At 65.6% G+C, this 22,194-nt stretch carries 20 protein-coding genes and 1 tRNA gene; 7 read left to right on the top strand and 14 right to left on the bottom strand.

All coding sequences use genetic code 11. The features are described from left to right. Positions 1 to 23: 23 nt before the first annotated feature. Positions 24 to 1,112 carry a sulfite exporter TauE/SafE family protein gene (locus tag HF854_RS04315; RefSeq protein ID WP_168935210.1) on the bottom strand — a complete coding sequence of 363 codons (1,089 nt, stop codon included), beginning with the start codon at positions 1,110 to 1,112 and terminating at the stop codon, positions 24 to 26. Between the two features lie 746 nt (positions 1,113 to 1,858). After that, entirely contained in the window at positions 1,859 to 3,211 is a 1,353-nt protein-coding gene (locus tag HF854_RS04310; protein WP_168935209.1) for an alanine/glycine:cation symporter family protein, read from the bottom strand. Between the two features lie 207 nt (positions 3,212 to 3,418). Between HF854_RS04310 and HF854_RS04305 the strand changes: the two genes are divergently transcribed. Further along, entirely contained in the window at positions 3,419 to 4,372 is a 954-nt protein-coding gene (locus tag HF854_RS04305) for an alpha/beta fold hydrolase (protein WP_240937656.1), read from the top strand. A 250-nt stretch (positions 4,373 to 4,622) separates the two neighbouring features. On the opposite strand, the gene HF854_RS04300 is transcribed toward HF854_RS04305, so the two are convergent. After that, complete coding sequence (locus HF854_RS04300) at positions 4,623 to 5,879, bottom strand: competence/damage-inducible protein A (protein WP_168935207.1); 1,257 nt, start codon at positions 5,877 to 5,879, stop codon at positions 4,623 to 4,625. Positions 5,880 to 5,917: 38 nt separating this feature from the next. Beyond that, positions 5,918 to 6,616: a glutamine amidotransferase gene (locus HF854_RS04295; RefSeq protein WP_168935206.1), complete on the bottom strand. Its 699-nt coding sequence runs from the start codon at positions 6,614 to 6,616 to the stop codon at positions 5,918 to 5,920. A gap of 153 nt (positions 6,617 to 6,769) precedes the next feature. On the opposite strand from HF854_RS04295, the gene HF854_RS04290 reads away from it, so the two are divergent. Together HF854_RS04290 and HF854_RS04285 are read left to right on the top strand one after the other, a co-directional pair. Then, positions 6,770 to 8,461, top strand: coding sequence for a sensor domain-containing diguanylate cyclase (locus HF854_RS04290; RefSeq protein ID WP_168935205.1), 1,692 nt, complete (start codon positions 6,770 to 6,772; stop codon positions 8,459 to 8,461). Further along, a complete protein-coding gene (locus HF854_RS04285) occupies positions 8,451 to 9,452 on the top strand; it encodes an RluA family pseudouridine synthase (protein ID WP_168935204.1) in 1,002 nt (333 codons plus the stop codon). The genes HF854_RS04290 and HF854_RS04285 overlap by 11 nt, the downstream gene beginning before the upstream one ends. Positions 9,453 to 9,581: 129 nt before the next feature. Here the strand turns inward: HF854_RS04285 and HF854_RS04280 are convergent, their stop codons facing one another. The 6 genes from HF854_RS04280 to HF854_RS04255 all read right to left on the bottom strand — a co-directional run bounded on the left by HF854_RS04280 (position 9,582) and on the right by HF854_RS04255 (position 14,234). Continuing rightward, entirely contained in the window at positions 9,582 to 9,977 is a 396-nt protein-coding gene (locus tag HF854_RS04280; protein WP_168935203.1) for a PaaI family thioesterase, read from the bottom strand. 90 nt (positions 9,978 to 10,067) lie between these two features. After that, the gene (locus HF854_RS04275; RefSeq protein ID WP_168935202.1) at positions 10,068 to 10,970 is read right to left on the bottom strand and encodes a Tim44 domain-containing protein; all 903 of its coding nucleotides are present in this window, start codon (positions 10,968 to 10,970) and stop codon (positions 10,068 to 10,070) included. A 168-nt stretch (positions 10,971 to 11,138) separates the two neighbouring features. Continuing rightward, positions 11,139 to 12,122 carry a DUF4198 domain-containing protein gene (locus tag HF854_RS04270; RefSeq protein WP_239463770.1) on the bottom strand — a complete coding sequence of 328 codons (984 nt, stop codon included), beginning with the start codon at positions 12,120 to 12,122 and terminating at the stop codon, positions 11,139 to 11,141. An 83-nt stretch (positions 12,123 to 12,205) separates the two neighbouring features. Beyond that, positions 12,206 to 13,027, bottom strand: coding sequence for a ComFC family protein (locus HF854_RS04265; protein WP_303932211.1), 822 nt, complete (start codon positions 13,025 to 13,027; stop codon positions 12,206 to 12,208). Then, a complete protein-coding gene (locus HF854_RS04260; RefSeq protein WP_239463769.1) occupies positions 13,024 to 13,611 on the bottom strand; it encodes a flavodoxin family protein in 588 nt (195 codons plus the stop codon). Before HF854_RS04260 ends, HF854_RS04265 begins: the two co-directional genes overlap by 4 nt. Further along, positions 13,611 to 14,234, bottom strand: coding sequence for an MBL fold metallo-hydrolase (locus HF854_RS04255; protein ID WP_168935201.1), 624 nt, complete (start codon positions 14,232 to 14,234; stop codon positions 13,611 to 13,613). The genes HF854_RS04260 and HF854_RS04255 overlap by 1 nt, the downstream gene beginning before the upstream one ends. Positions 14,235 to 14,379: 145 nt before the next feature. On the opposite strand from HF854_RS04255, the gene HF854_RS04250 reads away from it, so the two are divergent. After that, positions 14,380 to 16,884, top strand: coding sequence for a tetratricopeptide repeat protein (locus HF854_RS04250; protein ID WP_168935200.1), 2,505 nt, complete (start codon positions 14,380 to 14,382; stop codon positions 16,882 to 16,884). Positions 16,885 to 17,243: 359 nt separating this feature from the next. Here HF854_RS04250 and HF854_RS04245 read toward each other — a convergent pair whose 3' ends face one another. Both HF854_RS04245 and HF854_RS04240 read right to left on the bottom strand, forming a co-directional pair. Further along, the gene (locus tag HF854_RS04245) at positions 17,244 to 17,738 is read right to left on the bottom strand and encodes a protoporphyrinogen oxidase (protein ID WP_168935199.1); all 495 of its coding nucleotides are present in this window, start codon (positions 17,736 to 17,738) and stop codon (positions 17,244 to 17,246) included. Positions 17,739 to 17,809: 71 nt separating this feature from the next. Further along, complete coding sequence (locus tag HF854_RS04240; RefSeq protein WP_168935198.1) at positions 17,810 to 18,739, bottom strand: hypothetical protein; 930 nt, start codon at positions 18,737 to 18,739, stop codon at positions 17,810 to 17,812. A gap of 263 nt (positions 18,740 to 19,002) precedes the next feature. Between HF854_RS04240 and HF854_RS04235 the strand changes: the two genes are divergently transcribed. The 3 genes from HF854_RS04235 to queE all read left to right on the top strand — a co-directional run bounded on the left by HF854_RS04235 (position 19,003) and on the right by queE (position 20,818). Further along, positions 19,003 to 19,584 carry a manganese efflux pump MntP gene (locus HF854_RS04235; RefSeq protein WP_168935197.1) on the top strand — a complete coding sequence of 194 codons (582 nt, stop codon included), beginning with the start codon at positions 19,003 to 19,005 and terminating at the stop codon, positions 19,582 to 19,584. 140 nt (positions 19,585 to 19,724) lie between these two features. Then, entirely contained in the window at positions 19,725 to 20,141 is a 417-nt protein-coding gene (locus HF854_RS04230; protein ID WP_006003584.1) for a 6-pyruvoyl trahydropterin synthase family protein, read from the top strand. Beyond that, positions 20,141 to 20,818 (top strand): 7-carboxy-7-deazaguanine synthase QueE, encoded by a 678-nt coding sequence (gene queE, locus HF854_RS04225; RefSeq protein ID WP_168935196.1) that lies wholly within the window; start codon positions 20,141 to 20,143, stop codon positions 20,816 to 20,818. Before HF854_RS04230 ends, queE begins: the two co-directional genes overlap by 1 nt. A gap of 415 nt (positions 20,819 to 21,233) precedes the next feature. On the opposite strand, the gene HF854_RS04220 is transcribed toward queE, so the two are convergent. Further along, complete coding sequence (locus tag HF854_RS04220) at positions 21,234 to 21,887, bottom strand: GntR family transcriptional regulator (protein WP_168935195.1); 654 nt, start codon at positions 21,885 to 21,887, stop codon at positions 21,234 to 21,236. 231 nt (positions 21,888 to 22,118) lie between these two features. Further along, positions 22,119 to 22,193: transfer RNA gene (locus HF854_RS04215), tRNA-Gly, on the bottom strand. Position 22,194 lies beyond the last annotated feature (1 nt).

Below are 22,194 nucleotides of genomic sequence, written 5' to 3'. Positions count from 1 at the left end.
CTGTCTCCTTCATGCCCGGCAGCTTACCAGCCCAGGCCCTTCAGCAGCGCCTTGGCGCCAGAGAAAAACAGCACGGCGATGACCATGATACGGATGAACTTGGGCTTGGCCTTGGCCAGCAGGCGCACACCCACCACGGAACCGAGCATCAGGCCCACGATGGACGGGATGGCCATCAGCGGGATCACGCAGCCCTGGTTCAGGTAGACCCAGGCGGCGGAAGTATCGGTGATGGAGAGCAGGAACTTGGAGGTACCCACGCTGACCTTCAGCGGCACGCCCATGAGCAGGTTTAGCACGGGCACGTTGGCCCAGCCGGCGCCCAGGCCGAACATACCGGCCATGATGCCGATGACGATGAACAGCAGCAGACCGGCCAGGGTGCGGTGGGTCTTCCAGTCCACCACTTCACCGGTGCTGGGCTCGAGGAACACACCGTTCATGCCCAGGGCCAGGCCCACGGCGTCCTGCTTGTTGACCACGGGACGCACGGAGTTCTTGGAGAAGAAGAGCAGTACGGCGATGCCCAGGATGGTCACGCCAAGGCAGGTCTGGATGATGTCGGTGGGCAGGGCCAGGCCCAGCATGGCGCCCACGATGGAGCAGGCCGAGGCGATGAGGGCCACGGGCAGGGCCAGACGCAGGTTGGCGAAGTTACGGCGCAGCAGACCGGGACCGGCAGCCAGGGCACCGGCCAGGGCCACCAGCAGGCCCGCGCCGCGGACGAAGTCCAGATGGAAGGGGAAGAAGCCCGAGACCAGCGGCACGAAGAGCACGCCGCCGCCCACACCGGCCATAACGGCGATGATGCCGAGGATGAAGCAGAAGAAAAGCAGCGCCACAGGCCAGAACCACCACGGATGGTTGTCCACGACCTGGGCGGTCTGCACGTCGCCCGTGGTGGCGGCCACCGGCGAAGGCGTCACGGCCGTATCCTGGGCATCGGCCACGGTGACGACGTTCGTCTGGGCGGCAGGAGCCGTAGCGGCGGCATCGGCAGCCATGCTGATGGCCGGACAGGCCAGGACGAAGGTCAGGAAAAACAGAACGAGCCACTGCCCGGCAGTGGCTTTGACGGCACGGGCCGTCGTTGCAAGTGCGTTGCGCGCCATGTGATCCCCCTTTACTGTCTGGTGGGGCGGTGCCCCACATGCATTCCTTTTGATGGCCTTACCCTACGCGTACGGCGGGGCGGCCGGTATCAGGAGAATCCTGAAATTGGCTCCATCAGCGGCCTGCGGCCGGAAGATGCGGTACAGGTGACTGCTTTTATTCGTTATTTTCTTCACAAAAAACAGCTGCCACACCCGCATGCGGACAGGAATGGCTCTCAGGAGGAAGAGCTTACATGGGGAAATCTCCCCATAGCGGCGGGGAAAGCCGCTTTTTTTCTGATGCCTGCTCCGGCATCCCGGAGAGGGGCACGGAGCGCAGGCGACGCGGGCCTGAACGCAGAAGGACAAGGGAGAGGTGCAGAGCCGGGAAGCGTCTTTACACGTTGGGACGGCCTCCGAAAAGCAGGGGCAGGTAAGCGGAGGTACAGGACATGTGCTGTACCTCCGGCCCCCGGCAACGACCGTGACGGACAGGCGGAGGTCAGCAGGCAAGTCTGTTCGCGGCAACAGGGGCCAGGCACTCGGGACGAAAAAAGGCTGCCGGGACTGAGGGCGCAGGCAGCGCGGCAGACGTCCGGTCTTCGGTCTGCCGCGACGTCCGGGAGATTTTGCAGGGCACAGGACGGAAGAAAGCCCCCGCAGGGCAGGGGCTTTCCGTTCGGAAGGCGGACAGCGGCAGGATATGACGGATGCCGCTGCGTGATGGAGCAGGCAGGAGGAGGGGGGATCCCCTGCTTCGGGGGCTATCCTTCGGAGGCCGGTTCCTTCTTGAGGGAACGCAGGTAGGCCAGGGTCTCGGCCTTGACCACCGGGGTCAGCATGATGAGGCCTATAAGGTTGGGGAAGGCCATGAGGGCATTGAAGATGTCGGACAGGGTCCAGACCAGATCCAGCTTCATGGACGCGCCCAGGCCGACGGAGATGATGAAGGCCCAGCGGTAGGGGATGATGGCCTTGCTGCCCAGCAGGTATTCGATGGCCTTTTCGCCGTAGTAGCTCCAGCCGAGGATGGTGGAGTAGGCGAAGAGGATGATGCCGATGGTCACGATAAGGCCGCCCAGTTCGCCGGGCAGGCCCGTCTCGAAAGCATAGGAGGTGAGGGGGGCGCCGTTCTTGCCGGAAGTCCAGACGCCGGTGACAAGGATGACCAGGCCGGTCATGGAACAGACCACCAGGGTGTCGATGAAGGTCTGGGTCATGGAGATGAGGGCCTGCACCACGGGCTGGCTGGTGCGGGCGGCCGCGGCGGCGATGGGAGCGGAACCTAGGCCGGATTCGTTGGAGAACAGGCCGCGGGCCACGCCCAGACGGATGGCCATCATCACCGTGGCGCCGGCAAAGCCGCCGGTGGCCGCCACAGGCTGGAAGGCGCTGGACACGACCATGGCCAGGACGCCGGGGATCTCGGTGATGTGCATGAGGATCACCGCCAGAGCGCCCAGCACATAGAGGGCGATCATGACGGGCACCAGCAGGGCGGTCACGCGGCCGATGCTGCGCACACCGCCGATGATGACGGCGGCGGTCAGGCCCATGAGCACGATGCCGGTGATGCCGGGAGCGATGGAAAAGCTGTGGTTGAGGGCGTCAGCCACGGAATTGGACTGCACCATGCTGCCGATGCCGAAGGTGGCGATGGCCGCGAAGAAGGCGAAGAGCGTGGCCAGCCATTTCCAGCCCAGCCCGCGCGAGATGTAGTACATGGGGCCGCCGCTGAAGGTGCCGTTCTCGTTCTGCACGCGGTATTTCACGGCCAGCACGGCCTCGGCGTATTTGGTGGCCATGCCCACAAGGCCGGTCATCCACATCCAGAACAGCGCACCGGGGCCGCCGATGTAGATGGCCGTGGCCACACCGGCGATATTGCCGGTGCCCACGGTGGCGGAAAGGGCCACCATCAGGGCCTCGAAGTTGGAGATGTCGCCCTGGGCCTTCCTGTCGGGGGTCTTGCGGACGATGAGGGTGAATGCGTGGATCAGATGACTGAACTGCAGGGCTCGCAGGGAAAAGGTCAGCCACAGGCCCGTGCCGACCAGAAGGATCATCAATGGCCATCCCCAGACATACCCAGAAACCGTGTTCAAGAAATCCAGCATGTTCCCTCCCGGAAAAGAGGCCGCAGCCGCGTGCCTCCCGGCGTCTTTGCATTAAACTGAATACGCCGTTGTTTATAAATATTAAACCATGCTATAAAATTTTTTTGCGACTGCAAAGGGGTTTCAGCCGCAAAAGCTCACATCTTTCACATTTCATCCAAGGCCGCTCCTGCGGGGATGATCCGGGGAGCGGACACGGGGGGAACCATGATCCGTTCACTTCTGTCCTGCCTGCTGATGCTGCAGGTGCTGCTTTTTTCCCTTCAGGTCGCCACGGTCCAGGCCCGTGCTGATGCCGCCACGGAATATCAGATCCAGACCTTCCCGCTGGAGCGCAACGGCGTCGCCCTGCATCTGCAGCGTCTGGCCGTGGCCGGGACGCAGCCCCAGCGCCAGATCCTGCTGGTGCACGGCCTGACCTATTCCTCGCATGAGTTCGACGTGAACTATGCCGACTACAGCCTGGCCCGCTACCTTGCCGCGCGCGGCTTCGCTGTCTGGACCTTCGACGTGGCCGGTTATGGTGAATCCCAGGAAGTGGAAGACGGCTTCATGCCCAATTCCGACTATGCCGCCGAGGATGCTGCGGCCGCCGCGGCCGAGATCCTCAAGGTCTCCGGCCAGAAGAAGCTGGATGTGCTGGGCTGGAGCTGGGGCACCGTCACCAGCAGCCGCTTCGTGGCCCGTCATCCCGAGATGGTGAAGAAGTTGGTGCTGTATGCGCCCATCATGGTGGGCCTGGGTGCCGCCGAAGTGAAGGTGCCCTTCAACCACAATACCTGGCTGCATGCGGCGGGCGACTTCCAGACCACCAAGGACGGCGCCATCGACTACACCATCGTGGACCCACAGGTGGTGGCCGTGTTCCAGTCCAACTGCTGGCGCTATGACAAGGACTCCAGCCCCAACGGCGGCCGCCGCGACCTGCTGGTCTCCGCGGAGACGCCTCTCATCGACCCCGCCGCCATCCGGGTGCCCACCCTGGTCATCGGCGGTGACAAGGACCCGTACCTGAACCTCGACAGCATGCGGGCCGCCATGAGCAAGCTGCCTTCCGGCTCCAAGCTGGAGATCATGCCCGGCGCTGCCCATGCCATGATGATGGAAAAGCCCTATTACAAGGAATTCCGCCAGAAGGTGGTGGAGTTCCTGGAACACTAGTCCCGGGCTGCGACAGGCCGGGATACCGGCTTGACGGAAAAGCCCGGTCATGACATACCGCCCCGTCCATCAGCTCGTGCCAATAAACGGGGCGGTATCGTTTCAGGGAAGAAAGGGAGACGGCAGCGTGTTCGACGTACCGGAGCACGGCTGTCTGCCATGCGGGCAAGCTGCCGGTCTTCACACCGGGATGGGGCGCTGTGCAGGATGTTCCGGGGAAGGACGCTCCTTCCCGGCTTTGAGCAGTCTGCTACGCCTCCATCTCCACAGGCAGGCCGAGCATGGCGCGGCGCAGCATGTCCAGGGCGTGGCTGGCGGCGCGCTGGCGGGTCCAGGCCCGGCCCATGTAGCGGCCGTGGGGGCGCATGACGCGCAGCCAGGTCTGCCGGCCGTTGCTGAGGGCGATGTAGACCAGGCCCACGGGCTTGGTGGCCGTGGCGCCGCCGGGGCCCGCGATGCCGGAGATGCCCACGCCCCAGGTGCTGCCGTAGCGGGTGCAGGCCTGTTCGGCCATGCAGCGGGCCACTTCGGGGCTGACGGCCCCCACGCTGGCCAGCAGCTCTTCGGGAACGCCCAGCAGCCGGGTCTTGGCTTCGTTGGCATAGGTCACGACCCCCTGATGGAAGACCGACGAGGCACCGGCCACGTCGGTGATGCGCTTGGCCAGCAGGCCGCCCGTGCAGGATTCGGCCGTGGTCAGGGTCTCGCCGCGTTGCAGCAGCAGGGGCACGACGACGCTTTCCAGATTTTCCACGTCCACGCCGTAGACGTGTTCGCCCAGACGGCGGCAGACGGCATCCCGCACGGGGGCCACCAGCCGTGCGGCCTCTTCGGCGGTGGCGGCCTTGGCCGTGATGCGCACGAACATCTCGCCATCGGTGGCGTAGGTGGCCACTGTGGGGTTGGCGGCACCGGTCATGTCGCGCAGCCGCAGCTCGGCATCCCCTTCGCCCAGGGCAAAGGTGCGCACCATGCTGGAGTGGATGCAGGCCCCGGTCTTGCGGGCAAGCCAGGGCACGACCTCGTCATGCAGCATGGGCAGGAGCTCGGACGGCGGGCCGGGCAGCAGGATGACCAGCTTGCCGCCTTCCGCAGGCGCGGCGCAGCCCGGGGCCGTGCCCACGCTGTTGGCAAAGGCGTGGCTGCCGCGCGGCAACCAGGCCTGCTTGTACTGGTTCTCGCCCACGGGCCGGTCACCGAAGTATTCCCGCAGCCTGCGCAGGCTGTCCGCATCTTCTTCCAGCGGCAGGCCCAGGACGCGGGCCACGGTCTCCTTGGTGAGGTCGTCGTTGGTGGGGCCCAGGCCGCCGGTGGTGATGACCAGGTCGCTGCGCTGCAGGGCGGCTCGCAGGCATTCTTCCAGGCGGGCGGCGTTGTCGCCCACCACGCAGGCATGGTGCAGGTCGATGCCCAGGGAGGAGAGGGCGCGGGCCACATGGGCGGCGTCCGTATTGATGGTGTGGCCGAGCAAAAGCTCGGTGCCCACGGAAATGATCTCGGCTTTCATGCGATGTTCCTTGTCTGTGGGGATGCGTCGGGGCGGGCTCAGGCGGTGAAGACGCCGGTCAGCCAGCGGCGGAAGAAATCTTGTCCGGCGGCCGCGGCACGGCTACCCAGGTCGCGGGCATCCTGACGGATGGCCGCCACGTCCAGACCGGCGGCGGCCAGTTCGCAGGCATGGCCCATGAGCCAGTGCTCCATGCGGGCGGCGTCGGCCTCGGCATGGAATTGCAGGGCCAGCTGGCCTGCCCCTGCCTGAAACGCCTGATGGGGCGTGATGTCCGTGGAGGCCAGCAGGGTGGCGGCGGGCGGCAGGTCGAAGGTATCGCCGTGCCAGTGCAGCACGGGGGCCCCGCGCAGGGCTGCCAGGGGCGAGGCTGCGCCGGCTTCCGTCAGCTGCAGGCCGCCCCAGCCGATCTCCTTGGCCTTGCCCGCATAGACCGCCGCGCCCAGGGCCTGTGCCATGAGCTGGGCGCCCAGGCAGATGCCCAGCAGGGGCCGTCCTTCGCCCAGGCGGCTGCGGACGAGCTCCAGTTCACGGGAAAGGAAGGGATAGGCCGCCCCGTCGTGGACGCCCATGGGCCCGCCCAGGACGATGCACAGGTCGGCATCGCGCCAGTCCCGTGCATCCGGGAGGCCATCCGCCACATGGCAGGCCTGTATGGTCCAGCCTGTTTCAAGGAGTACGGGCGCGAATGTCCCAAGATCTTCAAAAGCCAGATGTTGCAGTACGCAGCAGCGCATGGGGACCTCCTGTGAGGGAGCGTCGTCCGGTGTCATGGAAGGTACGGGCGCTCCCGCTGCCCCCTGTCATACACGCGGAATGCCGGGAGGGAAAGGCTTGCTCCCTTCATGCGCTTTTGATAGGAAATCATGTATGATACCCGGGATGACCCTATGAGTGATGTACCTTTACCGGCTGACTGGTATGAATCCCATGTCATGGGTGCCGCAGACCCCCTTTGGCAGTGGGACGTCCACAGTGACCGCATCGTCCTGAGCCCGGAGGCCGCCAACCTGCTGCAAGGCGGGGCGGGGAATGGTTACCGGGGCGAATGCGGGGCCTTCTGTGACGGCCTTGCCGAAGACCGGCAGGAAAGTGTCCGGCAGCTCTTCGGTAGCCTGCGCCGCTCTTCCTTCGACAGTGCCATGGAGATCCTGCAGACCGTGGGCGAGGACATCATCTGCTGCCGGGCCATCGTGCTGGAGCGTTTTTCCTGCGGCACGCCCCGCCTGCTGGTCGGGGCCCTGACCAGGCTGGACGGCAGGGGCTGGTTGCATGAGACCGGCGCGGAAGGCCGGTGGGTCTATGATTGCGCCCGGGAGGAATATACGCTGGACAGGAACTGTGCCCGGCTGCTCCGCCTTCCCGACAGCGTCGGCCTGCGTCTGCCCCGTCAGACCATCCGGGACATGCTGGGGGCCGATGCCGCACGCTTTTTTTCCAGCCGCTTTTCCCGGCTCCTGAACGCCCGTGACCATGACGGCAGCTTCGTGGAGCGCGTGCTGCTGCATCTGCCGGACGGCAGCCGTAAAAATTTTCTGGTTTCCGGCACCCTTGTGGGCCATGACGATTCCGGGCAGCCCGTCTATGTGACAGGGAACCTCGTGCAGCGGGGCGGGGAAGAACCTCAGGAGGCCCTTTCCAGCAAAAGCTGCGAGATCTCCCTCATGGCCCTGTTCGGCAGCGGTGACGGCCTGTGGGACTGGAACATGGAGACCAACACCATCTACTACAGTCCCCGCTATACCGCCATGCTGGGCTATGACAGGAGCACGTTCGGCAACACCTTCGAAAGCTGGCGGGACAAGTTGCATCCCGATGAGCGTCCGGCGATCCTGAAACGGCAGATGGACATCATCATGTCGCCCCGTTACGGTGACAGTTACGAACATTCTTTCCGCATGCGCAAGGCAGACGGCACCTATTGCTGGATACTGAGCCGGGCCCGCGTCCTGCGGCGCAACGCCCACGGTCGCGCCACGCGCCTCATTGGCCTGCATACGGACATCACCACCACCCAGGGAGAGCGCGACCGGCTGGCGGAGATGATCGAATACGATCCCCTGACGGACGTCCACAGCCTGGTCTATTTCCATAACGAGCTGGACCGGCTGGACATGCAGCCGGACAAGGTGGTCAGCATCATCAGCTGCGACGTCAACGGACTGAAACTGATCAACGACTATCTGGGACACGACACCGGCAACAGCATGTTGCAGACGGCCGCCCGTCTGCTGCGGAGCTCGCTGCGTTCCACGGACTGCGTAGCCCGGCTGGGCGGTGGCGAGTTCGCCGTGCTGCTGCCCCGGTGCAATCTGCGCGATGCCGCGCGGGTCCTGGAAAAGATCAGGGCGGTGTTCCGGCATTACAACGAACATTCCGGCAATGTGCCGGTCATCATGTCCTTTGGCCTTTCCGGTGCGGAGGAGGCACCCTCCCTGCGGGAGGCCCTTGCCCTTGCCGACCGCCGGATGCTCCACGAAAAGCACGGCAGCCGGCTGGTTTCCGGCCATGCCATCAAGGCCTGGATAGAAAAACGCAAGGATTGCGTGGTATCCCTGGAGGAGAGCCGATATGATGGGTGAAGCGCCCGACCCCAATACAGTCATCGTGGATCCCCGCGAAGGCGGGCAGAAGCTGCTGCAATTCCTGCAACGGCGTCTGGATCTGCCGCCGTCGCTGCTGCATCGCTGGATCCGCACGGGTCAGGTCCGCATCAATGGTGGCCGGGCAAAACCGTTCGGCCTTGTGGCCGCGGGCGACAGCGTGCGCCTGCCTCCCTTTGCTCTGGGCATGAGCCGCCGGAGCAAGGCCACGGGAGGTCAGGCCTCCCCGGAGCAGGAGCATGAGCCGCGCCAGCGGACACAGGCCCTGCCCCCTGCCCCCCGTCCATTGCAGAAGGACGGGGACCTCTGGGTCTTCTGCAAGCCGGCGGGCCTGCCCACGCATCCCGGCACCGGCCACGAGGACAGTCTGTCCAGCCGTCTGGCGGCCCGGGCAGGGGATGCCCCGTTCAAGCCCACGCCTGTCCATCGTCTGGACAAGGACACTTCGGGCATCCTGCTGGTGGCTGCCAGTTTTTCCGTCCTGCGCGAGCTGACCACGGCTCTGCGTGAACGGCGGATGAAAAAAGAATATCTGGCCTGGGTGGAAGGGCGCTGGCCCCATACGGGGGTGCGCCTGTTCCGGCACTGGCTGCGCAAGGAGGCCGATAACGGCCGGGAACAGATGCATGTCCGGCAGACCGGCGCACCGGGCAATGGGGAGACGGAAGCCCTGCTGCTGGTCCGGCCCGTACGGGTGGAGGATCGTCGCAGTCTGCTGCTGGTCCGTCTGCTGACCGGGCGCACCCACCAGATCCGGGCCCAGCTTTCCTCCCTGGGGCATCCCATCGAGGGGGACGTCAAATACGGGGCCCGCGGACGTGCCGCAGGGACGCCCATGTACCTGCATGCCATGCGGGTCATCCTGCCGGATGGACGACGTTTTGCCTGCCTGCCCGACTGGCCCGCCGACAGGCTGCCGCAGGCCGTGCCGGACGAGATCGACGAGGCGGCGGCCCGGCAGGGGAACTGAATCCTAAGATGACCATAAAGAAAGGGGACGGCATGATGCCGTCCCCTTTTTGTGTGCTTGTTGCCTTGCCGGAAGGAGAGCGCCCTGCCGGTAAAGGACGCGCAGGGAAAAAGGACTTTTTCGCTCGCGTTAGCGGGGCAGGGGCACGTTGGTCTGGAAACCGGTGGCCAGACACTTGGCCACATGGGCGCCGCTGCCGTCATAGACGTTGACGTCGTAGGTGAGCACATGGGCGCCGTTGCGCACCAGACGGGCTTCGGCCTTGAGGGGGCTGACCATGCCGGGGCGCAGGTACTCGATGGTGGTGGACAGGCTGACCACACCGTGGTCGTTGCCGGCATTGGCCGCACAGCCGAAGGCCACGTCGGCCAGGGAGAAGATGGCGCCGCCGTGGGCCACGCCCATGCCGTTCTTGTGGTTCTCGGTGATGGGCATGGTCACGCGGGCATATTCGCGGCTGACTTCTTCGATGCACATATCAAGATGACGCACGAGCTTGTCGTGCTTGCGGACATAACATTCCATGTGGACTCCTTGCCCCGCCGGGCGGGGGATAAAAAAGGCCGGAAGAACTTCCGGCCCCGATTATTTAGTAATAGTTCTTCTTTGCGTATATTACGCTACTTGCTGGATGCCGTCCAGCTTCCAGGTGCCACCGTCGAGCTCACGGACGAAATGCCAGATCTCGCGCACGTTGGAAGGCGTAGGCTGATCGGGACGTTCGCGCATGAGGACATCGAAGTAGACCTGGGCGCGCTGTTCCTTGTCTTCATTGACCACGCTCAGGAGCTGGGCGTTGACCAGCAGGATCTCGGTCTTGCTGGGTTCGGCCTCTTCGGCCAGCTGCTGACGCACGGCGTCCATGACGGCCGGGCTGGCGAACTGGGCGATATCGTTGAGATCACGGCTGTCCCAGGCAGCCTGGAGGCGGTTGTAGGCCATCTTGGCGCCGCGCAGGAATTCTTCGGCATCGAAGTCGGCGGGCATGGGGATGACCACTTCGGGCTGGCTGTTGTAGGCATTGTTCTGGCCGCTCAGGGTGTCCCAGCCGGAAGCCGCGGTGTCGTTACGCTGCAGGGGGGGCTCCATGCCGCCCATGGGAGCGTTGCCGGCACCGGCGGGCGCGGGCTGGGCCTTGCTGCGGGCGCGGGCAAAAAGCTTCAGGCCCACGAAGAGCAGGATGCCGAGCAGCAGGATGTCCATGATGCCGCCACCGGAGAAGCCGCCGCCGAAGAGCAGGGAGCCGATGAGCGAACCGGCCAGAAGGCCGCCGAGCAGGCCACCCATACCGCCGAGGAAGCCCTTGCGCTGGGGCTGCTGGGCCTGGGCCGCCTGCTGGCGCTGCTGCGTGGACTGGCGCTGCATGGCGCTGGGGGCCTGGGCGGGCTGAGACATGGAAGGACGGCTGCCGAAGGAACGCCCCCCGCCCAGACGGGCCGCATCGGCGGTGTCGGGCAGGGCATACATACAGGCGCCTCCCAGCATGATGAGCATGGTCAGGATAGCTTTGATCTTCATTGATGTCTCCGTAAGGGTAAAGATGCGTTCAGGCTTCTTTTCTCAATACCATTTACTATAGCTGGCTTGGGCAAAAAGGCAAGGCCCGCAAGGCTCTCCCGGGGGGACGGCCGGGGCTGCACGGTGATAATCGCGGGAAATACCTGCTGAAAAAAGTGTATTTTCGGCCTACCGGTTTTTGTCGGGCTGTTCCGCCGCATCCACGTACAGCCAGAGGACGCTCCCCAGGATCAGGGGCGTGGGCTGGCCGTCAGGGCCCTTGAGGGGCTGGCCGGGCACTTCCACCACGCAGCACCACCAGCCGGGCGCTCCGGGGGTGAAGGTGAACTGGCCGTCGGCATCGGTGCGGGCTTCCAGATCATGCTGCCAGGGCAGGGGGCCGGTCTTTTTTTCCGTGCGGATGCGGTCCATGTATACACGGGCATTTGTCAGGGGACCGTCAGGACCCAGTGCCTTGCCCGTAAAGCTGCTGCCTGCGGTCAGGCCGAAAGGCCGGGTCAGGGGCAGGATCTCCAAGCGCAGTCCGGCGGGCCGCTCCCAGCCTTCTTCCACGCCGCAGACCGGCAGGATGCTCTTGACGTACTGCTGCTCGAAGCATTGCCGTTCCGCATTGAGGCGCGGGCGGGTCTCGGTGATGAACTGGTAGAGGCCGGGCTGGTCGATGGCCACATTGGCGCCCCAGGCCTTGGTATCCAGGTACAGGCTTTCTTCCATGTCGCCCAGCAGGTCACGGCGCTCGGGCTGGGGAGTCCCGTTGACGAAACGGGTCCCGGCATCGTGCCGCAGCACGGCGAAGAGCTGCGGCATGTCCATGGGCTGGGCGGCATGTTCTCTGGGACGCATCAGGCTGATGAGCATGTCCACCTCCGCATTGAGCGGCGGCGGGGCGGGCTGGGCGGCAGCCTGGGCCTTGTTCTCCTCACCGGCGGCTTCGGCAGGGGCCTCCTTGCCGCTGTCGGCGGTGTTCTTGGCTTCTTTGGCGGCGGGCGCTTTGGCAGCCTGGGGTTCCGTACCTTTTTTCTCGGCGGGGACGTCGATGAAGGTACGACTGGGGATGAGCAGGGTGACTTCGGCGCGGGCCGGGGCAGGGACAGTCAGGGAGACGGCCAGGGACAGCATACAGCCCAGCAGGGCGGCACGTGGCAGTGACATGCTTCGATCCTTATTTTATGGGTAATATAGGGCAGATGTAGCAATTTTCCCCATTTTTGTCATGCGCCATTTCCAGAGGCGCCTCAGGGACGGGGCGTCCGCGCCAAGGCCAGGACATCCACGCGCGCGGCCCCGGCCCGACGCAGTTCGGCGCTGGCGGCCCGCAGGGTGCTGCCGGTGGTGATGATGTCGTCTACCAGCCACAGGTGCAGCCCCCGGACGTCGGCAGCCTGAAAGCTCCCGGCGGCGTTGCGCTGCCGCTGGGCCGCGGTGAGGCCTGTCTGGTGAGGGCTGTCCGCCGGACGGCGCAGCAGTCCGGGACGGACAGGAAGGGAGAGCAAGAGCCCCAGCGCCACGGCCAGCTCATGCGCCTGGTTGTAGCCGCGTCGGCGCAAATGATCCTCATGCTGGGGGATGCCCAGGACGGCGTCGGGCAATGGCAGGCAGGAGGCGGCATCGGCCAGCATCCCGGCCAGCAAGAAGGCCAGGGCCGGTTTGCCGCCGTGCTTGAAACGCAAGATGAGCTGGCGCAACGGCCCGTGGTACTGGCCGTGCAGTGCCAGTCCCTGCCAGGGAGGCGGGGAAGTCAGGCAGTCTCCGCACAGCAGCGGCTGCCCGGCGGCAGGCCAGGGCAGGGGGAGCCCGCAGGCCCGGCAGCGGCCCCCGACGTACGGGCCCAGGGCCCGGGCACAGGCGGGACAGAGGCCGTGGGCCAGCATCCCGGCTTCCGGGCCGGAGCCGCCTGTCCCGTCATCCTCCACAGGCGTGCCGCAGACCGGGCAGCGGTGTTCGCTGAGGCCCAGCAGACGGGTCAGGCGGAACAGGAAGGAGGAACGCCGCAGCGGCGCCTCCGGGACAGCGCCGGGTCTCCTCTCCCTGACGTGATCCCGCCCGGCAGGGCTCACGGGCGGCCCTCCGCCAGACGGACGGCCCAGTCCCGGCCCCAGCGCTCAAGATCGGCGCACAGGTCGGGACGGGAAAGCAGGTCCTCGGGACAGGCCAGGCCCCGAAGGGTGCGGGTATCCGCTATCCGGGCGCCGAAGCTGGCAAAAAAGTATTTCAGGCCCAGAAGGCTGCCGGTGAAGAGCTGTTCCCCGCGCGGACGGGCCGCCGCCAGAGCCGCCAGCACCAGGGGGCCTTTGCCTGCCGGTCGGCCCGCCTCCACCCCGGCCCAGATGCGCTGGGAACGGTCCACCAGCGCCTTGGCCTGGGCGGGCAGGCCGTAGAAGTAGACGGGGGACGTCCAGAGGACCACGTCCGCGGCGGCGATGGCCGCAAAGACGGCCTCGGCATCGTCCGTCCGCGCCAGCGGGCAGACATGGGGCGCGGCGTCACAGCTCTGGCAGCCCCGGCAGGGACGGATGTGCTTTTCCTGCAGGGCAATCTCCTCCACGGGCCCGCCGCCGGACAGTCCCCCGGCGATGAGGCGGGCCATGGTATGGGTGGTGCCGTTGGCGCGGGGACTGCCCAGCAGGGAAAGGATGCGCATCAGACGAAGTCCCCGCAGAAGGGGTTGTTGCGGCGTTCGTTGCCGATGCTGGTGGCCGGGCCGTGACCGGGCAGGACGGCCGTTTCCTCCGGCAGGGCGAAGAGCACCTTGCGGATGGAATGCAGCAGGGTGTCGTGATCGCCGCCGGGGAAGTCCGTGCGGCCCAGGGAGCGGTAGAAGAGGGCATCACCGGTGAACACGGCCTTTTCGTCCGGGAAGTAATAGGAGACGCCGCCGGGGGTATGGCCGGGGGTGTCCAGCACGGTGCAGGTCATGCCGCCGAAGACCTGCGGTCCCGTGGGCAGGTCACGGCTTTCGAAGGCAGGCACCGGCGGGAAGCCCCAGATGCCGCCGTCGGAGGATTCCGTACCGATCAGGCAGGCATCGTGGACCGGAGAGTAGACAGGGGCGCCGGTCTCCTTCACCAGCGTGGCCACGCCGTACATGTGGTCGAAGTGGCGGTGCGTGAGGCAGATGGCGGCCAGCGTCAGGCCCTTGGCGCGCAGGTCGTGCAGGATGGGGGCGGGGTCGCCGCCGGCATCGATGACCACGGCCTGGCCGTCCTTGTAGACGAGGTAACTGTTGGTCTCCAGCGGACCCAGAGGATAGACGGAATACGGCATGGGATCCTTCCTTTTGCGAATGGGATTTTCTTCTAGGTAGCGCAGGAGGGTCCGTGGGGCAAGCCCGCCCGGTACCGGCATATTCGCGGACGATATTTCTTGATTTTTTCTAGACAATGCCCGGGGGGACAACTACACTGGCGGCATGAATATCGCTCCTTCCGCCTGTGACCTGACCCGCAGGGACCTCATGGACATGGACGCCCTCCTGATGCAGGAACTGGGCAAGTTCATCCAGTGTTCGCACCATGCCCTGTACTTCCCCACCACCCATGCGCCGCGCCAGCCGGAACTGCTGCCGCGCGAACGCCGCCTGCTCCTGCCCCTGTACCGGCAGGGGAGCCTTTTGGGCGTGCTGATGCTGCACGGCGTCAAGGTGCGGGATGCCCGTCTCCTGTTGCCGCAGCTCCCTGCCATCGCTGACCTTTGCCTGGAACTTCTGGCCCGGGTCAAGGCCACGCGCGTGGATGCCGTGACAGGGCTGGCCACGGAGAACGTGCTCTACGGCTCCATGGAAGACGAGGCCGCCCGGGTGCGCGAGATATTCGCGGACCCCTCCCGCGGGGACGGACAGAGCTCCCCCCTGCACCGGCTGTGCATGGGGCTGGTGCTGCTGCATTTTTCCAACGGGCGCGAGATCGTGGGCCGCATGGGCTTCCGCTTTGCCGATGAGCTCATGCGCCGCGCGGCCGAAGCCTTGCAGGAGGAGCTGCCGTCGGATGTGGTGGCCGCCCGTGTGGGGCGCTTCGGCATGGCCCTGCTGCTGCCGTCGGTGAGCGGCCGCAGCGCCTGCCAGAAGATGGCCGAGGCCGCGCTGGCCCGCATGGCCGGGGCCGCCATGCCCGCCCCCCTGACGGGCAGGACCATACGTCCCCGTCTGAGCGCCGGACATGCCGTGTACCCGCAGGACATGGAAGGCGCCGAGCTGCGTCTGCCCATGTTCGAGCAGGCCCGCATGCTCATGGAACGTGCCCGGCTCGCGGCCCGCATGACCTCCCAGCCGGGAGCGCCGCGCGTCATGCCCTTTGCCCGCATCCTTCAGGACGGCGGTACCGTGCTCCGGGCCCTGCCGCAGGGCCGGGTGCGGGTGGGGCTGGGGGCCCAGGCCAAGGCCCGCGAAGGCATGCGTTTCGCGGTCTGGGGACCGTCGGGACAGGAAGGCTCCGGCAACCAGTACAAGGGCGAAGTGGTGCTGCTGCAGGTGCGGGAATTCTACTCCGTGGCCGAGACCGTGCATCTGGCCGATGCTACGGCGCCGCTGGAAGCCGGGGACAGGCTCAGCCTGCTGGAAGTGCCCTCCCTTGCGGCGTCGCATCCCCATACGCCGGGCGGCAAGACCGCTGCCGCCGATGCATCCGGCACGCCCGGGCAGGAAGGGACGGCCGCGGCGGATAAGGAAACGGAGGAGGCTTCCGCTGCCGGGAGCGTGCAGGAGGTACGCGCCCGCATCCCTGTTCTGGAGGACGGCTCCTGCGCGGGCATCTACGGGCATGGGGACTTTTTGCATCTTTTTGCCCAGGAGAAAGAGCGCACGGGGCGCTTCGTGCTGGCCATCGTGCGGGTGGATGTCCCGCATGACGCACGGCAGGAAGCGGCGCTGGGCGAATGCCTCGCGGCATGGCGGCAGATCCCCGAACTGTGCGCCGGGGAACCGCTGGCGGGGCTCTATGGCAGCAATGCCCTGATCTTTTTCCATGCGGACAGCAGCGCCGAGACGCTGTTGCCCCACTATGCGGCCCTGTGCACCCGGTTGGAAGGGGCCGGACTGCCGGTCTCGGCCGGTCTTGCCGGGTATCCCCTCCTGCACTATCGCAAGGGCGAGATGCTCGACTGCGCCCTCAAGGCCTTGGAGTACGCCCAGCTGCTGCCTTCGCCGCGCGCGGGCCTGTGCAATTCCCTGGCCCTGAACATCAGTGCGGACCGCCGCTATGCGCTGGGGGACGTCTTCGGCGCCATCGACGAATACAAGCTGGCCCTGCTGGCGGATGCGGAAAACGTGCTGGCCCGCAATTCCCTGGGGGTCTGCATGGCCGCTCTGGGGCGTTATCACGAGGCCCGGCGGCATTTTCTGGAGGCCCTGCGCTACAAGGGCGATGCCGGGCCGGAACGGCAGGAGCGCATCGCCCAGACCCATTACAATCTGGGCACGGTCTGCCAGCAGCTGGGCGAGCGCCGTGCCGCGGCCCGCTATTACCGGGAATGCATCAAGGACGCCCCGGAACACGTCTATGCCCACCTGCGTCTGGGGCAGCTGTGCGAGGAGGGCGGACGCCGCAACGAGGCCCGGCGCTTCTATGAGCTGGCCGCCGCCATCGAGGACAGGCAGGCGGAGCAGGCCGGGGAGCAGCGGCCCAGCCTTGCCCGGCGCTATCTGGCCCGGCTCGCGGCCCGGCAGCGGCATGGCGGCGAGGCCCGCGAACTGCTGCACGATACCCTGCTGCGCAATCCTTTCGATGCCGCGGCCATGCTCCTGCTGGCCCGCCTGTATCTGGACGGCGACGAGGATCCGGCCATGGCCGAGCTGCTGGCCCGAAAGAGCGTGGGCCTGCGCGACACGCCCGAAGGCTGGCAGGTACTGGCCCGGGCCCTGCGCGCCCTGGGCCGTGAAGAGGAAGCCAGCCTGGCCGAGGCGCATGCCTCCGTGGGCTAGCGGCAACGTACGGGCAGTGAAGGAAGAGGCCCTTGCCTCGTTCTTCTGTCTGTGCTTGTGAGGGCAAGGGGACGCCCGCGCCTTCGGGGAGCTGCCGGCGGCCCGGCAACTCTTCCTCCGGACGGGCCGGGAAGGAAAAAGGATGGGCGGCCCTCCCTTCATCCGGGAGGGCGGGAAGATATTTCTCCGCTTCGTGTGTCCGGCGGAGAGGATGCGGGACGGATCAGCCGTACCGTGCATCATGAAGAGGGGGGAGCCTGCGGGTCCCCCTCTTTTCGCATTTGCGGCGGACGGGCATGAAAAAAGGCCACCCGCATGGCGGATGGCCCCGGATGTTCGCGATGTGTGGAAGGCCAGGCCTAGCGGCCCAGCAGGGCCTTGCTGGCCGGGGTCAGGCCGCGCAGGCTTTCCACGACCTTGGCCGTGCCCAGACCGGCCGGATCCTGTTCCATGATGATGAGGATGCGGGCATCATCGGCGCTGACGCGGGTCAGGGTCTCCATGGCCATGGCCCGGCTGCGGGGCGTGCCGCGGAAGATCCACATGGTGCCTTCCTGCTGCAGGTCCGTGGGAGCGTCCTGCATCTCGCGCATGCGGGAAGCAAAGGTCTTGGCGTCCATCTTGTCCTTGTTGGGCAGGATGAAGATGGTGATGTGGGCCTCCACGGCTTCCTCGCCGCGCTTGCCCAGCAGGAGCATGTATTCGTCCGGGTGTCCGCTCTGGAAACCGGGACGTTCGTCACTGGTCCAGCCGTCGGGCAGGTCCACGGCGAACTGGCTGAAGGTCTTTTCGGCGGCCGGAGTACTGACGGCGGCGGTCAGCAGAAACACGAGAGCAAGAAGAATATGGCGCATAACGGATCCTTTGGAGTGGGGTAAGATGTTCTCGCCAGCATAGCCCGCAGCGGGGACGGGAGCAAGCGGGGTCAGAGCCGCGGCAGCTGGGTGAGCGGTACGGCCATCCGTATGATGAGGAAACACCAGGGCAGGAGCTGCAGCACAAGGCTGCGGGCCTTCTGAGGCCGGTACAGGAAGACGCTCCAGCTGATGATGGCCAGGGCGGCCAGCACCGACAGGATCAGGGCGTTCATCTGGGGCATGATGTCGAAGGGGACGCCGCTGTGCAGGCTGCGCAGCAGGGCGGCCAGCAGGGTGCTCCAGAAGTCTATGATGGAAGGCAGATACCCCACCACGGCCCAGACCGTGCACCAGCGGACGGCCAGGGGGAACGCCCTTTCGTCCGTCAGCGGCGCGCGGTGGCGCAGATACCAGAGCCAGAGCAGGGCAGCGCCGCCCGCCAGCGAGAGGTAGCGGAAGAGCAGGTGCAGGGCCTGGCGGATCTGGAGCAGGATGAAGTTGCTGCGCTCCATGCCCTGCGGCGGCTCCAGCAGCAGGCCTGTGGACAGCAGGCTGCCCAGCAGGAAGAGCAGCAGGGCCAGCAGACAGCCCCAGAGCGTCAGGCGCAGGTCAGTGGTGCGATAGACCGTGATGGCCGGATCCGTGGTGTCGGGCCAGTGACGGGAGGCACGCAGCAGGCCCCAGAGCAGCAGGGTGGCCGGCAGCCAGGCCAGCAGGGCCACGCTGGCGGGCTGGACGAGAAGGTCGGCCAGCGGAGGCATCTGCGGTTGCCGCAGGGTTTCCAGCAGGAGCATGAGCGGGAACAGGGGCAGGGAGAGGGCGGCACAGAACAGGTCCAGACGCAGGAGCTGACGTCCGCCCCAGAGGCACAGGGCCGCGTTGCCCTTGCGGCCGGCCAGCAGGGTCATGAGGATGAGGAAGGGCAGGGCCTGGGCCGTCTGTGCGAGCAGGGCCTGCAGGTTGCCAAGCCAGTATATGAGGATGAAAGTCATTTGCATGGGATACTCTCCTGCCCGCTATATAAGCGTTGCCCGTGCGGGCTGCAAGAGGAGGGCGCCGGGACAGCAGCCTTTGCCGCGGGCCGTCGGGATGCGGATCTGCCGTGCGGGCGCGTGATCGTGGCTGCCGCGCAGGAACGCGGAAGTGGTTTCCGGCTCCGGAGCCTCTTCCCGGCCGGGGATGCTGCGGCGGAAAGCTTGCCGCCGTCGTGCGCTTGGGGTATGACTCGTCTGTTTCACCTCCGTCAACCTGCGGGATAATCATGTCATTTTTTACTGTTTTTCTGCTGGCTGTGGCCCTGTCCATGGATGCTTTTGCCGTGGCGCTGGCCTCGGGATGCGCCATCCGCGAAGTCCGGCTACGCCAGTATGTCCGGGTCAGCGCGGCCTTTGGCTTTTTCCAGTTCTTCATGCCGGTGCTGGGCTGGTTCCTGGGGCAGTCGGTGCATCATTTCATCGAGGCCTGGGACCACTGGCTGGCCTTCGTGCTGCTGGCGTGGATCGGCGGCAACATGCTGCGCTCCGGTATCGGTGGCCTGCGCAAGAACGAGCCCGTGTCCTGTCCCCAGAGCGACCCCACCGCAGGCTGGAACCTGCTCCTTCTGGCCGTGGCCACCAGCATCGATGCCCTGGCCGTGGGCCTGACCTTTGCCATGACGAATACCAATGCCTTCCTGCCTTCCTGTCTTATCGGGGTGGTCTGCGCCGCCATCTCGGCCTGCGGGCTCTTTTTGGGCAAAAAGCTGTCCTCGCTGCCCATGCTCAACGGCTGGGCCGAGGTGCTGGGCGGCGTGGTGCTGCTGTGCATCGGCCTGAACATCCTGCACGAGAGCGGTGTCATCTAGCCTGCCGGGAAGGCCGCAGGCCCCTGCCGGATGGTTGCCGAGCCGCGCCAAGATGCCCTATAGTGCCGGAGGCCCGGAGACCGTCCGTGCCGCAGGCATGTCCGAAATCATCCGGCATGCCGGAGTGTTGAGAGGAGACCATGATCAGTATCTGCCGTTATCATGATATTTCCGTGGGACACCGCATCTGCGGGCACGAATCCCACTGCGCCCGTCTGCACGGGCATAATTACCGCATCCATTTCACCTGCACCGCCGACGAGCTGGACGCCCTGGGGCGCGTGCTGGACTTCCAGGTGGTCAAGGAACGCCTGTGCCAGTGGCTGGAAGACCACTGGGATCACCGCTTTCTGGTCTGGGACAAGGATCCCCTGCTGGAAGGCCTGCGGGCGCTGGATCCTTCGGTGAGCGTCCTGCCCTGCAATCCGTCCGCCGAGAACATGGCCCGCTATCTGGGCGAAGTGGTGGGGCCGGCCCAGCTGGAAGGCACCGGGGCCCGTCTGGTGGCCGTGGAAGTGGAAGAGACCGCCAAGTGCAAGGCGCGCTGGAGCCTGTGATGCGGACCCTGGCGGTCAACGAATTTTTCGTCACCCTGCAGGGCGAGGCCTCCTTTGCCGGGACGCCCGCCGTGTTCGTCCGTTTTCAGGGCTGTCCTGTGGCCTGCCCGTGGTGCGATACGCAGTACGCCGCCCGCCTGGACGGCGCGACGCTGGATTTTGCCGCCGTGCGTGCCAAGCAGGGGCCGGGAGCGGGCTATGCCGATGTGGAGCCCGAGGTGTTGCTGGCAGCCACCCGGGAGGCCGGGCCGCGCCATGTGGTGCTGACCGGCGGCGAGCCCTGCCGCCATGACCTCACGGAGCTGACCTCCCGGCTGGTGGCGGAAGGTTTTCGTGTCCAGATCGAGACCAGCGGCACCATGCCCATCCGTTGCCATGCGGATGTCTGGGTGACCCTGAGCCCCAAGCTGGACATGCCGGGGGGGCTGGCAGTGCGTCAGGATGCCTGGGAGCGGGCCGGAGAGATCAAATTCCCTGTGGATACGGCCGCGGATCTGGCCCGTTTCGAACAGGCGCTGGCAGCGGCCCGCAAGGCGGCTGCCCGGCCGCTGACGGAGCTCGTCTGGCTGCAGCCCGTGAGCCAGGGGAAGGAAGCCACACGACTGTGCGTGGAGGCGGCCTTTGCCCATCAGTGGCGTGTGAGCGTCCAGGCCCACAAATATCTGGACTTGCGTTGACGCAGCCCTTTGAACAGGGAAAGGCACAACGAATATGAAAGGCGGCATGCACATGGCATGTCGCCTTTTTCTTTAGCTGGTGGCCGCAGCAGCAAAGGATTCTGGAACGTTAGGGACGACTATACCGGATGGAACGGCTGCCGAAAAGGGAGCAAGCCATGCCTGCCGATGTGGCTAGGCATCCGGCGATCAGCCGCAGCGTTTCGCCGGGGAAACGGGGCAAGGCTTATGGAGAGGCCATCCATAGTACAGGCAGAGGATACAGGAAGAGGGGATCTTGCCGGGGGGGCATTCCGCAGGCTTCCGGCATCCCGTTCGTGATGTGAAAAGCGTGCGCAAGGTATAGGCCTGTCCCCAGAACGAAAAAAAAAGCCACCCGAAGGTGGCTTGTCATATCCGGTGGAGCGCGCGCAACCTAGTGGCGCTTCAGGCGCTTCATCTCGTCCTGCATCAGTTCCAGGCCGACCAGGATGTTACGGCGCATGGCTTCCATGAGTTTTTCTTCATCCTTGTCGCGCATGGCGGTCAGGATGTCCTTGTGCTGCTGGATGAAGAGCGAGATGTCTTCGGGAGAATAGCGGCGGGTGTTGAGGAAACCTTCCACATAGTCCAGCAGGTGGCTGTCCACGGCCAGCAGATGGTGCATCCGCGAAAGAGAGTAGAGCTGCAGGTGGAAGTCCCTGTCTTTGTGGAAGAAAAAGTCGGCATCACGGGTATCGGCTAAGTCGCCGGCCAGCTGCTCCAGCCTGTCCATGTCTTCGGCGGTCGCCTGCTGCATGGCTTCCTTGGCCAGGGCACATTCCACCTGGATGCGCAGATTGAAGATGTGCTCAATTTCCTTGGAAGAGGGCGGCATCATGACGATGGCCCCCTTGTAGGGGATGTTCTGGACCAGGCCGGATTTGTCCAGGCGCATGAGGGCATCCCGGATGGGCCCGCGCCCCACGCCAAGCTTTTTTTCCAAGTCTACAAGGACTAGTCGGGTGCCGGGCAGGGCCTCACCGGACAGGATCATGTCACGGATCAAATCGTAGGCCGCCAGCGATTTGATGGTAGAAGCAGTACTCATGGAAACTCCTTCTGTAAGGTACATATTTTGATAAATAATTTATGAAATTATGTCAAATGGCCCGGGATGGCAAAAAAAGGAGGAAACTCGCCTGCATGGCACGTTTTTTTGCGGTCCGCCAGCAGGGCGGGGAAGCCTCCGGACATGCGTACAACAGGAGAACGCTGTCGGGGAGATATGTCCGGATACAAAAAAAGGGGCTTTCTCCTAAGAGAAAACCCCTGAATTTGCTGGAGCGGGAGACGGGATTTGAACCCGCGACTTCAACCTTGGCAAGGTTGCACTCTACCACTGAGTTACTCCCGCG

It is taken from the genome of Desulfovibrio piger (genome assembly GCF_012843875.1).
Lineage (GTDB): Bacteria > Desulfobacterota > Desulfovibrionia > Desulfovibrionales > Desulfovibrionaceae > Desulfovibrio.
Note: the sequence above shows the minus strand (reverse complement) of the source record. Positions and strands in the feature narration are given on the sequence as shown.